Annotated in this window: 9 protein-coding genes; 2 read left to right on the forward strand and 7 right to left on the reverse strand. The window is 43.7% G+C overall.

All coding sequences use genetic code 11. From position 1 onward, the window contains the following. From AC23P2_RS22305 to AC23P2_RS22335, 7 genes are all read right to left on the reverse strand, one after another. On the reverse strand, window positions 1-764 hold a 764-nt coding region (locus tag AC23P2_RS22305), incomplete at its 3' end, for an Ig-like domain-containing protein (protein ID WP_487775256.1). 94 nt (window positions 765-858) lie between these two features. Then, window positions 859-3,897, reverse strand: a complete 3,039-nt coding sequence (locus AC23P2_RS22310; protein ID WP_487775257.1) for an Ig-like domain-containing protein — start codon at window positions 3,895-3,897, stop codon at window positions 859-861. Between the two features lie 354 nt (window positions 3,898-4,251). After that, window positions 4,252-4,755, reverse strand: a complete 504-nt coding sequence (locus AC23P2_RS22315; RefSeq protein ID WP_487775258.1) for a hypothetical protein — start codon at window positions 4,753-4,755, stop codon at window positions 4,252-4,254. 185 nt (window positions 4,756-4,940) lie between these two features. Then, window positions 4,941-6,305 (reverse strand): TlpA family protein disulfide reductase, encoded by a 1,365-nt coding sequence (locus AC23P2_RS22320; protein WP_487775259.1) that lies wholly within the window; start codon window positions 6,303-6,305, stop codon window positions 4,941-4,943. A gap of 4 nt (window positions 6,306-6,309) precedes the next feature. After that, window positions 6,310-7,383: a hypothetical protein gene (locus AC23P2_RS22325; RefSeq protein ID WP_487775260.1), complete on the reverse strand. Its 1,074-nt coding sequence runs from the start codon at window positions 7,381-7,383 to the stop codon at window positions 6,310-6,312. Between the two features lie 415 nt (window positions 7,384-7,798). Continuing rightward, entirely contained in the window at window positions 7,799-9,556 is a 1,758-nt protein-coding gene (locus AC23P2_RS22330; RefSeq protein ID WP_487775261.1) for a sensor histidine kinase, read from the reverse strand. A gap of 222 nt (window positions 9,557-9,778) precedes the next feature. Beyond that, window positions 9,779-10,453, reverse strand: coding sequence for a LytR/AlgR family response regulator transcription factor (locus tag AC23P2_RS22335; RefSeq protein WP_487775262.1), 675 nt, complete (start codon window positions 10,451-10,453; stop codon window positions 9,779-9,781). 339 nt (window positions 10,454-10,792) lie between these two features. Here AC23P2_RS22335 and AC23P2_RS22340 point away from each other — a divergent pair, with 339 nt between their 5' ends. Together AC23P2_RS22340 and AC23P2_RS22345 are read left to right on the forward strand one after the other, a co-directional pair. After that, a complete protein-coding gene (locus tag AC23P2_RS22340; protein ID WP_487775263.1) occupies window positions 10,793-11,383 on the forward strand; it encodes a helix-turn-helix transcriptional regulator in 591 nt (196 codons plus the stop codon). Window positions 11,384-11,547: 164 nt separating this feature from the next. Continuing rightward, the gene (locus AC23P2_RS22345; protein WP_487775264.1) at window positions 11,548-13,479 is read left to right on the forward strand and encodes an ATP-binding protein; all 1,932 of its coding nucleotides are present in this window, start codon (window positions 11,548-11,550) and stop codon (window positions 13,477-13,479) included. The last annotated feature ends 68 nt before the right edge of the window (window positions 13,480-13,547 follow it).

The raw sequence follows: 13,547 nt of genomic DNA on the forward strand, positions 1-13,547 counted from the left end.
GCATTACTCACTTCGTAGCAGAACACATCTTCACCCGTTTTACCTGGCGTCGGCGTATAAACAAAACTTCCGTCAGGTTGCAACGTCACCGTTCCTTTCGTCGGTGGCGTCACTGGCGTGGTTGTCACCACCAACGTTCCCCCTTGCGGGTCGTCGTCGTTGGTCAACACATTCCCATTCACTGGTTTATCTTGTGGTGTCACCGCAATGTCTGGGTTCGCTTTTGGCGCTATGGCGCACGATGTCCCCGAATTGTTATAATTGCTCTGATAAACATCAGCAAAGTTGAGGGCATTGGCAAAATAATTATTAAAGTCTCCACCAAGCATCCCAGCCGCGTTGGATTGGGGATCCGTAGCATTTTCAAACAGACGCACCCCCGCCACGCAGCCGCCAGCAAGGGTAAATTTAAAGAGAAGCGTTTCTGCCCCCGAAGTCCACGCCATCGGCGCACCCGTGGTCGATACCCCATGAAAATCCAGCGTCGATGCTGCTGTGGGGGCATATATACGGGAGTTATCCACCCATACGCCTCCATTAACGGAGGTAATCGTTAGGGCATTATTGGCTACACTCTGCGGCAGCACAACGGTCAACTGCGAGCCGCCACCTACGTTAAACGCAGCAGCGCTGAAGTTGGGACGCCCATAGACTTCGTACTCGCCCGAAGAGGAATTGTAGCGGACTGTAAAGTCAACTTTCTGGGCGACCACACTACCACAAAGCAGTAAAAGTCCGCATAGAAAAATGAATATTTGTTTCATAATTACTTATGTTTATTGAAGTTCTGGTTACAGTGAGTGAACCTTGGAGTAATGAAGGCCGATGAGCGTATGCTGCTCATCGGCCTTCATCGCTTTAGGGCAGTTGTTCAAACATATTGTTGTAATTGTATAACTGCCCCGTGTTGAGGCCATACAACAACACGTTGTTCTGTATATAGATGACGTCGTTGGCGCTGCCCGCATACTTCACCTTACCATCCATATTGATGTCACCCTGCTTGTACCCAAACCCATTGTTGAAGTTGTAGGTAGTCGCTGCAAAATCCACCAATATTTCGTTCAATATTTTGGCTAAATCTGTACCAGAACCATCGTATTTGAGCTTATTATCTGCCACCGCATTTCCCGCCCAGAGCGCATTTTTCCCCGTAAGTACCGTCTTGTTTTGCTCAAAACCATCGTAATTGTCGGTACCTACCGTCGGACGGTTCCACTGCTGTGCGTCGCTCATCGTCGTAAAGTCCACCAACGTACCAGTGGTCGTTAGTGCAACAGCCGAGGCTGTCATCGCTCCCAAGTGGTTGCGGTGTTTTACTGCTACGAAATAGGAAGTACCAGGGGTATTTTGGAGGGTAAGCGGCGAAGTGCCATCCGCTGCCGATACTACGTCACCGTCACGTTGAACTAAAGCAGAGAAGGTGCGTACTATCTGCGTTGGATCGACGCTACTACGCAATTCAACAAATACCCAATCCACAATCGCGTTGGCAGTGCCTGCATTGGCGGCCAATACGGCCGTAGTGGTGGTTTCGCCGCCGCTATTCACAGCCTTATAGCGGTCGGTACCCAAGGCGATATTCAAGGCAGCATACGGTTCGGTCAACGGCAGATAGCCTCCTGTTCTCAAGTCATCACGCATCAGGCCATCGGTAGTACCAAACAAAGCTCCCTGTAATAATATTTTTACTTGAAGCTTTGCCAACGGCTCATCCAATATCGCTATGCTCACTGTAGCCGTGTCACACTTGCTAGGACTGCCACTGTCGCACACTTTGTAGCTGAAACTGTCGTTGCCGATGTAGCCTGTGGTAGGTGTATAAGTATAACTACCATCGCTGTTTACCGTCACTGTCCCGTTGGTCGGGTTCGTCACTTTCGTAAAGCTCAGCGGTACATTATTGTCAGGATCGTAGTCGTTGGACGCTACTGTACCCGATACTGGCGTGTTTACATTCGTCAGCTTGGCATCGTCCACCGCTATCGGTGGCTGATTGCCCGCCACGGGTTCGTTCACCCGTACATTCACCGTCGCCGTGTCGCACTTGCTCGGTACACCATTGTCACACACAGAATATTTGAATGTATCTGTCCCCACAAAGCCAGTATTCGGCGTGTAGGTAATCGTGCCATCTGGGTTTACCGTCGCCGTGCCGTTGGTTGGGTTACTAATCTTCGTCGGTATTCCCAACACATCTCCGCCATCGGGGTCACCGTCGTTGGCTTTGACATTGATTGTTACAGGTGTATTCTTCAACGTCTCCGTGTTGTCATCCACTGCCACGGGCGCATCATTGCCCGCAATGGGAGTCGGTACTATATCCACCGTCACACAAGCTGTGTCTTTCAACCCTTGTGCATTGCTTACTTCGTAGCAGAATACGTCCTCGCCCGTCTTGCCTGGCGTCGGCGTATAAACAAAACTTCCGTCAGGTTGCAATGTCACCGTACCTTTTGTCGGTGGCGTCACTGGCGTGGTTGTTACCACCAACGTGCCCCCTTGCGGGTCGTCGTCGTTGGTCAACACATTCCCATTCACTGGTTTATCTTGTGGCGTTACTGCAACGTCTGGGTTCGCCTTAGGAGGAAGGTTAGCGGGTGGACAGATAGTTATTGTTGCTTGTACTGGCGTAGAAGTAGGGCTGTAACAACTATTTGTTGCATCAAAATATGCTGCATAGTATGTCCCTGCGCTTACCATCGTGGCATCGACCACTTTGTTTGCTGCCGTAGCAGGTGTGCCCGTATGCCACGTCACCGTCGTGCCCGCTGGCGGCGTACTTGTAACGTGCGTCGTCAAGTTCACCGTCGTGGCAGGACAGGTATTAGTTGCTTGTATCGTGCCACAACTATTGATTGTTACTTGTACTGGCGTTGAAGTTGGGCTATAGCAACTATTAGTCGCGTCAAAATAAGCCGCGTAGTACGTTCCTGCTCCTACCATCGTAGCGTCAGCCACTTTATTGGCCAACGTGGCGGGAGTGCCCGTATGCCACGTTACCGTCGTGCCCGCTGGCGGCGTGCTTGTTACGTGCGTCGTCAGGTTTACCGTCGTCGCAGGACATGTATTGCTCGCTTGTATCGTACCACAACTATTGATTGTAACCTGCACTGGCGTTGAAGTTGGGCTATAGCAACTATTGGTCGCGTCAAAATAAGCTGCGTAATACGTCCCCGCGCCTACCATCGTAGCGTCAGCCACTTTATTGGCCGACGTGGCGGGAGTGCCCGTATGCCACGTCACCGTCGTACCCGCTGGCGGCGTACTTGTTACGTGCGTCGTCAGGTTCACCGTCGTCGCAGGACATATATTGCTCGCTTGTATCGTGCCACAACTATTAATTGTCACCTGCACTGGTGTTGAAGTTGGGCTGTAACAACTATTGGTCGCGTCAAAATAAGCCGCGTAGTACGTTCCCGCTACTACCATCGTAGCGTCAGCCACTTTGTTGGCCGACGTCGCAGGAGTTCCCGTATGCCACGTCACCGTCGTGCCCGCTGGCGGCGTACTTGTTACGTGCGTCGTCAGGTTTACTGTCGTAGCGGGACAGGCATTGGTTGCTTGTATCGTACCACAACTATTGATTGTTACCTGCACTGGCATTGAAGTTGGGCTGTAACAACTATTGGTCGCGTCAAAATAAGCCGCGTAGTACGTCCCCGCGCCTACCATAGAAGCATCGGCCACTTTATTGGCCGACGTGGCGGGAGTGCCCGTATGCCACGTCACCGTCGTGCCTGAGGGGGGAGTCCCAGTCACGTGCGTCGTCAAGTTGACCGTCGTGGCTGGACAGGAGTTGGTGATACTAATTTGTCCGAAAGCTGTACGAATTACCCACAGCATCAGTAAAATCAGACCCCATCCCCCCCTGTATGTTGGTGTATAAATGATCATTCTCATTAATTGGTTATGTATCCATTTTATCATCGTTTTACTTTTTGAAACCGCGCTGTACTGGGTAACTGATGCTCTTTGAAACAAGGGGTAGAAAAAATTAGCACTGACGTACAAACTCGATTTAAAAGCTTATTCGGACTTTACGAAAACAACGTATATAGCTTCAATCACTATAAAACCCTGTTTTTTTAGACAAAAAACACCCATTCTCGCCCATAAGGCGATATAGCATCTCAAAGTCTTGTCATAAAGAACTGCTTCTACGAACAATCAAACATTTCAGCGCTATAAACCGAAATCATTTCTCTGATTTTCGATTCGCGCTCCATTGTTTAATTAAAACTCCCGCAGCTAGTTGACACTAGGGGCGGTTGTCCCAGCGGCGCAAGGTCCAGAAGACGTTGATAAATAATACAAATAATAATTGTTGGAGGTAGGCGTACACGAACTACCTGTTACGGTCACGTTATAAATCCCACCCGTGGTGGTAGCATACGTTGCGCTCGTTGCTCCGCTGATGGCCGTAGCAGTCCCACTGCTTGCGTTGTTCCATTGATACGTTCCAGAGGTAGAAGACGCATTGAACGTAACTGATGTGCCCGAATTGGCAATAACCGTCGTAGGCGTAGTCGTATTACAGGTACCGTTATTGAAAGCAGCATAGTAGGCACCTGGAGCCGTTGCGGTATAAGACGCCGACGTGGCGCCGCTGATAGCGGTTCCATCTTTGTACCACTGATAGTTGCTGCCTCCTGAGGCGGCGGTCAATACGTATGAAGTGCTGCCACTGAATTGGCAATAGCCTGCTACTGACAACAGGCAAAGAGTTATAAGTTGAAAAATGAATTTTTTCATGATTTCCTAAAGTTTTTGATTTTTAAATCCCCTTCTGTTCACCTTTTTGTCAGTCAACAGATTACCTAATTGATTTAACTTGCCATGCCATATGTTTTGTCATGCTGAGGGACGAAGCATCTATAGCCACTTCCCTCAGACGACTAGATTTTCTCTAACGTAGGAATGACAAGCAAACACTTTCATTACATTTTGTTTCGGTTCAGCCATTGAGCTACCTCAGATACTGATTTAGGGCGGGCGACAATCTTCCTGTTTTTATCCACCAGAAAATACGTTGGTGTCCCAAAAACATGGTATCGCTGCGTCGTAGGAGCATTCCAATCTCGACCTACAAAATGGCTCACCCAAGGATTGGCTTGACTTACAATCTGATGAATCTGGGCATTGTCGTCCATTCCCATCGCTACCACTTCGATGTCCTGCTTTTTTAAGTCGGCATACATTGCCCGCAGCTCAGGGATTTCCTTTTGGCAGTGTTCGCACCAACTGGCCCAAAACACAATGAGTTTGTAAGCCGCTGGTAGTTCACTGATGTGCTTACCATTTTGCAAAAGTTCGTCGGGAGCCGTGTTACCTACTTTCAATAGACTGTACTGCTCCAGTTGCCGCTTGATTTTGCTAGGCATATCGTTGCCCTTGATGTCGTCGCACTGTTGGTTTGCTTCCAACATCTTTTGGCTAAAATACTCCGCAATAGTTGGTTGTGCTTGGATGACCCCGATAATCTCTTCGATGTAGGTATTTTTGTAGGGGGAGTTTGCCAGGCTACTCGCCAGAAAATCACTGGCGTGCTGAACCCCTCCCTCCAATACCGATGATAGCCGAAAGTAGCTATATGCCAACCGATGCAAGATACCGCTGTGCCACAGGCGGTCATCATCAAAATTAAACACCCGTTCAAACAGATATTGGGCATCTTTCAACCTTTGGAGGGGCGGTTGTGTCTGTGCTTCCAAAAGTATATTCATGGTCATCAAGCTCTCCTGTAATCGTAAGAAATACCCGACATCACCACGGAGTGTATCTATCTCGGATAGGAATCGGTTCCGAGCCAGCTCTACCTTCTTTTGCTCTTCGGCCAAATCTAAACCAAACCCTTCAGTGGGCTGATAGTAGCGGCTGAGTTTCCCGATTTGGTCAAGACGAGACAAATCTTTATCTCCTTTTTGCCGATAGGTATAATACAAACCATTCGGGCTATTGGGCGAAAACACCAAATTACCTGTGCTTGTGAATGTAAACGGCTGTGGCCTAGATTCAGCGGGAGTCAGTATAACGGGGATTTCGCCTTGAACTCCCTCTACCTGTAATTGACCCATCCCTCGATAAAATGAAGGATATTGCAAGGTAAAGCTACCATCTGCGGCTACCACCGTTGTGTCCATACACTGAGGGCGTTTGCCCTCGTAGCCCATCAACACTACTGTACGCCCTTGACCTAAAGCTGCGTTTTCAAACTTACCAATAAGTACATTACTCTGTTCTTGACCAAAAGCATGTAGAATTGCCAGTCCATACAATACACAATAGCTAATCAACCAACGCATAATACTATAATTTACACATTCTTACATCCGTTAAATATGCATTACCCGCAGTAGCATTGGCAGAATAATAATATAGCTGTATGCTAATGTAATGTATTGCGGCCCCAGCTGGTAGAGACACTGTCCTTGTAAATTGTGTCCAAGCAGAATTTATCGGTATCTGGCCAGTAGAGACTGAAGTTGGAGCGGTTGCTTGAGATGCAAGCGTAAATTGTACATATGCTGGAGTAATTATCGTTGTTGTACCACCTTTCGCCCATGCTGACACTTCAAAATTCATTGGTGCCGATGAAGAGTTACTTACATAAAGCCATTGGCTTATATCTGTACTGCCTGCCGTAGATTTTATACCTGTTGTAGTGCCTGTACTCGGAATACCTGACCCTGCCCCTGCAAGAGCAACCCCCAAAATAGTGTAACCTGCAACTTGTGGATGGACATAGCCACCAGCTCCTTGGAAGCCTGCGTTAGACAAAGACCAATTTGGCACAAATGGGCTGGATGGATTAACTTGTTGAAACTGGGGATTACAAAGCATATTATCCCCCGAAGCGCATGTACCATCTCCTTTTTGGCAGGTATAATAGCCACCAGCAATACCTTGTGCCAGCAGTTGATCACTAGAACTTCCGTTTGGAAATCCACTTGTTAACGAAGTACTCGTCCATGTCGTATTGGTTATAAATGAGCAAACACCCCCCGTTGCTTTGGTAGAGCCTGTAGCACTGTTGGCAAAGACCGTCCAATAGTAAGTAGTGCTTGGTTTAAGAGCATAGGCAGGTACAGAGAGCGAAGTTCCTATCTGGGTATAAGCTGCCACGTTTTGAGACATAGTGGCATCGGTCGCAATCATGATAGTATAGCTGGTAGCTCCTGAGGCCGCCCCCCATGACATGGTTAGAGGTGCACCTACCAAAGCAGGCGTACAGCCTGGTGCGGTAGTGGCAAATGCGCCAGGGCCGTTGCAGTTAGAACAAGGAATCGTCGGCAGGGTAACGGTGGTTTGCGCAAATGAGCTCGCATAACCTGCTACAACCAAAAATGCCGCAAAAAGTGAGCGTGAAAGAAGTAGTTTCATAGGGGTAATTAGATTAATTGTGAAAAAATTAGTTTTTATATTTGACAAAAAAAATAACACTGGTATAAAACATGAATGTTTTATAAATAATACAAACAATTAAGTTTGATTTTCAATAAATACATGTTAAATAATTTTGTTTTATCGATTCATTGATTGAGGTTTATTTATTAAGTATCGCAATTATTTAGACGCAACATTTATACCATTGATACTTAATTTATTTACTTGAAGGTGACGAAATGCAACTCATGGGTACGTAAGCAATAATCATCGAAAAAAATTAATTGTTTAATTAAAAAAATCACCCCTATCAAATTCTATGCCATCATTTAAACAAATGGCTACCAAACAAAAAAGCACTCAAGTTTATTGAGTGCTTACACATTACCACCGTATTGACTTCTTATTGATTTTACCTATGAACCCTAGGTAGTACTATTGTAAAATTCGTACCATTGGCTTCCGAACTTTCCACCCAAATAGTTCCTTTGTTCTTCTGAACAAATCGCCCAATCATAATCATGCCCATACCCATGCCTTCCGCACCTACCAATGCTCGTTCTGGTTTACGAAATACTTTCTGGATCATTTCTAATTTGGCAACCGAAATTCCCTTTCCATTGTCTTTAATTTGTATTTCTACTTGAACAGGGCTACTATTCCTCGCAATTACCCTCACTTTTCCATTTTCGCCTAGCGCTTTGTACGAGTTATCGATCAAATTGCGTAAAATTAGCTCAACTGCATTGTAGTCAGCATATACCAAAATATCTTTGGCGCAGTCGATTTCAAACGAAATACCCTTCACAATGCTTACTTTTTGGTACAAGTCTATCACCGTATTGATGGCCGTAGCAAGTCGAAACAACGTAGGGTTATACGGTAATTCGTTTCTTTGGGACAAAACCCAATTCAACAAATTATCAAGCATTTTTTGGATAGCTATTCCTGACTCATCCAGCGACTTAGAGAATCGTTCAATAGCCTCATATTCTTTTCGTTTAAGATGAAAACTAATTAAATCACCTATCCCATGAAAAGCGTGCATTGGTCTGCGTAAATCGTGAGCAATTATCCCAAAAAGTCTTTCTCTTGTCCCGAAATAAAGTTGAATTTTTTGGTTTGCATTGTACAATTTATATCCTAAAAAGCTTACACCAACAGTAATCAAAATGGCTATTAGTAAAAAAACAAGGTTTCGGTTTTTAGCTTCTTCTAGCTGCTTTATTTTTTCTTGCTTTCGCTCAAATTCATACTGTGCCAGTATGTCCAGCATCTTATCATTTTTCTCCTCCTCAATTCGTTTTCTATAATGCCGAAACATCTGATACTCATATTCTAGTGCCTGCTTATAATTCCCCTTTTTAGCCTCAAACCATTGCAAGTTGTTAAACAATCCCCAGCGAAGTACATGATTTTCTTTTTCATACTTATCCAAAACAGCCAATCCTTTTAGCGCAAGCTCTTCTCCTTCCTTTATTTTGCCAAGCGATTTACAGTCGTTAGATAAATTCAAGTACGCAGTAGCTTTTTCACGGCTTTGTTGTTCAGAGAGAGAATTTAAGATTTTTAAGTTTAGAGCAAACGATTCCAGCATTCTATTTTGGACATAGTATGTGATTGCCAACAGAGCTCGAAAATCATCTAGTGCATAATCAACAGAAGTATCCTTCTGTGTCAAGGCTATCGCTTGCTCTGCCATTACCTCTAGCCGATGTCCCTCAGTGACATACAATCCTTCACTAACCCCATTCCTACCTTGAGGCATGGCTGAGTTTTTCTTAACGATATCAGAATACCCTAATGTTAGAAAGGCAACCTGAGCCTGCACAAAATCGTGAACGGTGTAGTGTTCTTTCAAGATTTTATGAATACGCTCTATGTACTCTTTTTGTAAAAGACTACTTTTGGTCACGGCATCACCAAAATTTGACGACTGTATAAGTACATACAAAGCATAACAATGTAATATCCCAGAAGCATCACCCAAACGTTCAAATTGAACCAATGCGTCTTTGAGGTGAATAGATGCTTGGTATGTTTGTCTCTTCTTAAAAAAGAAGTAGGCTTTGAGGTATTGTAATGACGGCTGGGCAAACGATTGATTGGGGAAGGCAGGGATTAACTGCTCAATTTCTTTAAAATATCTTCCCTGTTTATTTGCATTCACCCACGTGTATGTACGTTCAAGTACCAGTAGGTTTTGCAATCGTTCCATTCGCTTGCTTTTATGTCCAGCCGTCCATTTTTCCAAACTATCTATTTTTGATACAGGAGGTATGTCAGCAAACTTAAACGCCTGAGAAATACCAACCTGTACCTGTCCAACAAATAGTGTGATATAGAAAAGAAACCTCATTTACCTAGTTATGTGTGTATTCATTGCGTATCCTTACTGGCTAAACAGCCTGATAAGATTCTCACGAAATGATCGCCCTACGGGGATAGGACTCCCATTGACGATTACCTCCTGCGCCGACAAATCAAGGCGGGTGGCAAAATCACCATTAACGACAAACGCTTTGTGAACTTGCAAAAAACGAGCGTCTAATTCGTGGAGCACAGTCCGTAATGAACGCTTGATGCTATAGCGACGCTCAGTTGTTTGAAAATGAACGTAGTTGCGGTCTGCTTTAATGTATATAGTTTTTTCATAGGGCAAGAAAAGCTTCTTTCGGAACTTACCAGGGATCATCAATCCTTCTTGCGACGGAGCAGGCGGTAATAGGTGCTCAATCATGGCCTGTAAACTTAGCTGATGAAAAGGCTTCACAATGAACATTGTTTTGGGCAAGGTCAGTATTGATTTCAAATAATCATTATTCGGATGCCCCGTCAAAAAGATCACTGGGTATGTTCTATTAGGAATATTAAATATGTCATAAGAGAGCCCATCAGGAAGCACAATATCCGAAACTACTAAATCAGGCTCCCACCTCACCACTATTTCCTCCCCCTCTGATAAAGAAGAAGCTAACCGAATAGAAGCATCATGTTTATACTGAAGAAGCATCATCTGAAGCTTTGACTGCCATAATGGATCATCTTCAACTACTAATACTTTCATAACTGTTTATAAATTTATTTTATGTCATAAAGATACGTACACATATAAAGCCATACCAAGTTATCTAAGCAAAAGACTACTACAAACGGGGACAAAATGCAGGTCAAGGTGATATTTCAATCGAAAGCATCACACATCGTGTACTTATTGCGCATTATATCCCCTTTATACATTGTTTTCCTTCAAAATAGCCCGATTATTGGGAATGTAAATACAAGTGTTAATTGAGTCAGTATAAATAAAAAACTAATTGGACAGTTTACACATTTATAATAACCCTATTAATTAATTTTTTTACAATGTTTTAACCTACTTTTAAAAATTTTAAATCAGATCATTATGGACACACTTGGATTCTCCGTTCGAATCAGTCAGGAAAGCGTGATAAAACTGACGCAGTTTCTTATATATGAAGGAATACCTTTTCAGTTACAACCCACAACGGTTTCCAGTATTGACCAGCCCACAAACCTACATGCTCCAGTTAAGAGGGTTGGCCAAGAGGAAACAGTGGTAAATGCTCAACGGTCGGAAGAAATAATTGGGCATTCCTCAACGAAACCTCGTGACTTGCAATTATGTAAAGAATTAATGCAGCAGTACCTTAACGGTGACTTTTCTCAGCCCATACCTACTGAAACTCAGATTGCCAAAAAACACGGTATAAGTGTCATGAAGCTAAAATTGCTTTTTAAGCGCGTGCATGGAAAAACGCTCTATCAGATGTACATGGATAAAAGAATGACACAGGCTTCTTTGCTCCTAAAATCTGGGTACAAAGCCGTAGAGGTTACCAGATTGGTAGGTTACAGTGCAAATTCTTCTATCAAATTCAATAAAATGTTTCAAAAATATTTTGGAATGACCCCAAAAAAATACCAGATAACTTTCAGAGAATCAGCCAACCTTTCCTCTCATCTTCGTAGTTAGAAACACAAAAAGCTAATTGGGGCTGTTACTTTTTGAAGAAAAATCAAAACATAACAAAAATCATGTTTTGTAAATAACCGTTAAACAGCTGTTTTTTCCGAACTTGCGAAAAGACAGCTGTTTAACTCCTCCTTATCTCAAAAACTCTAACTGCTCTACCCACCATGAAACTTATTCTACTCTTATTAGGCATATTCATTGCGACTACATTACCCCTATACGCACAAGTCCCTACCCTTGGGCAAGTTTTTATGACGGCTAATACCGATAGCCTCGCCCAAACCCTTCCCCAAAAAACAGGCACCGCAAAAGTTTCGACACTTTTAAGTCTTTGCAAAAACCTCGACCTATGGGAGACCAATGAAAAAGGGACAAGCATCTATATTGACCAACTCAAAGGTGAACTAAACACCTTTCCACAAATCAAAGGCCATTACTTCTATTTTTTAGCCAAGCAAAAAGCTTCACAAAATAAGATTGAAGAGGCTTATAACTACAGTAAGTTGGCATACGAACATTATAAGACCCATCACGATACGACTGGGACGGTCTCAGCTCTGCTAAACATGGGGATGCTTATGCTTGAAAGAGAAACAAACTCACCTAAAAATACCCAATTTGGGCATCAATATTTAGAGGAGGCAATGGCGCTTTGTAAAAACACCTCAAACCCTGAGTTAAAGATTCTATATTATTATGCTTATGCTCGATTTGTGGGGAGAGAAGCATTTACTACTCAAAGTACCAAGCTTATTGCCGAACTCAAAAAAGCGCTTTCTTTGATTGAACAGCACCCTCAATATATTAGCTATAAGCCATTCTTATTAAATATTTTAGCTGCTATTTATGAATCAAAACAGCAACTACTAGAAGCACAGAAATACACCCTTGAGGTTGTTCAACTCTTTCAACAGTACCGAGGCACAAGTATTCCGATGTCCTCTCTCTATAACCTTGCTCTTTTTAGTGAAATGTTACAAAAATATGAGCAAGCATTATTCTATTATCAGCAATCAATGAAACGAGCTCATACCTTAGGTGATTGGACTTTTAAATATCGCTGGGATATAAGTATGGGTATCCATGCTTCCCTAGTAGGCTTGCGGAGGTATAAAGAAGCGGCAGTGTGGGCGGACAGTATCTACACCTATGCCGAAAAATACAATCTTTTTAGCACAAAAACGAAGCTCCAAAACGCCGTTGTTGAATATGAAGTCGAGAAAAAAGAAGCTCGTGCTAAAGCATTAGAACAAGAAAAACGACTCGTAGAGTCGCAAAATAAGTTATTTATGGGCGTGGGGGGGGCAATTACACTCGCGTTTTTGGTAACCATTTTTCTCCTGTATCGCCTGCGGCAGACTAATGCTAAACTCAAAAATGCGTACGATGAAATTTTACAGCTTCACCAAGTCCGCGATTATTTCTTCGGAATCATTGCGCACGATTTACGAAGCCCTCTCAATAGCTTTCAAGAAATGGCAGAAGTGATAAAGTTCTATATTGAAACGAAACGCTATGATGAATTAAAAAAAATCTCGGATGGCATTGATCAAATGGGCCTGCGCATCAGGGTGCTACTTGACAATTTACTAAGTTGGGCATTGAGTCAACGTCATGAATTGCCACACTCGCCCGAACGGCTTGTTCTGCTCGAAAAAATTCTTCCCATCACCCATCTATACCAACAAGTTACTTCTTACAAACAGGCGACAATCACTATAGCGTGTCCTACTGACTTAGTGGTGTATATGGACGCAAATGCCTGCGATTTGATCATCCGTAATTTAATAGATAACGCCTCCAAAAACCTACGACAAGGTGGCGAAATCCTGATTAAAGCAGCCTACAACAAAACCAATAATCATGTTGAACTCACCGTCGAAGATAATGGGCAAGGAATGTCCACAGAAAAACTCAGCCAGCTTACCAACACCCTTCACCATCCAGAAATAAGTCAAAATACTCCACGGGGACTAGGGATGATTCTTATTGGTCGCTTCCTTCAAAGAAACCAGATTTCATTTGGAGTGAAAAGTGTTTTGGGAAAAGGAACGACTTTTAATTTGATGATTCCTGTCGCTTATCAACAAAAATAATCACCTGCCCTGAAAACCCCATTTTGAATCTATTTTTCAAACAAAACCCCCATTTGTTCAAAATGAGG

Source organism: Runella sp. R0.1_18 (genome assembly GCF_057652155.1).

Excerpts from the sequence above, each read along its gene's own strand:
- AC23P2_RS22310 (WP_487775257.1), bottom strand. The coding sequence starts at position 3,897 with ATGATCATTTATACACCAACATACAGGGGGGGATGGGGTCTGATTTTA.
- AC23P2_RS22315 (WP_487775258.1), bottom strand. The coding sequence starts at position 4,755 with ATGAAAAAATTCATTTTTCAACTTATAACTCTTTGCCTGTTGTCAGTA.
- AC23P2_RS22320 (WP_487775259.1), bottom strand. The coding sequence starts at position 6,305 with ATGCGTTGGTTGATTAGCTATTGTGTATTGTATGGACTGGCAATTCTA.
- AC23P2_RS22325 (WP_487775260.1), bottom strand. The coding sequence starts at position 7,383 with ATGAAACTACTTCTTTCACGCTCACTTTTTGCGGCATTTTTGGTTGTA.
- AC23P2_RS22335 (WP_487775262.1), bottom strand. The coding sequence starts at position 10,453 with ATGAAAGTATTAGTAGTTGAAGATGATCCATTATGGCAGTCAAAGCTT.
- AC23P2_RS22340 (WP_487775263.1), top strand. The coding sequence starts at position 10,793 with ATGGACACACTTGGATTCTCCGTTCGAATCAGTCAGGAAAGCGTGATA.
- AC23P2_RS22345 (WP_487775264.1), top strand. The coding sequence starts at position 11,548 with ATGAAACTTATTCTACTCTTATTAGGCATATTCATTGCGACTACATTA.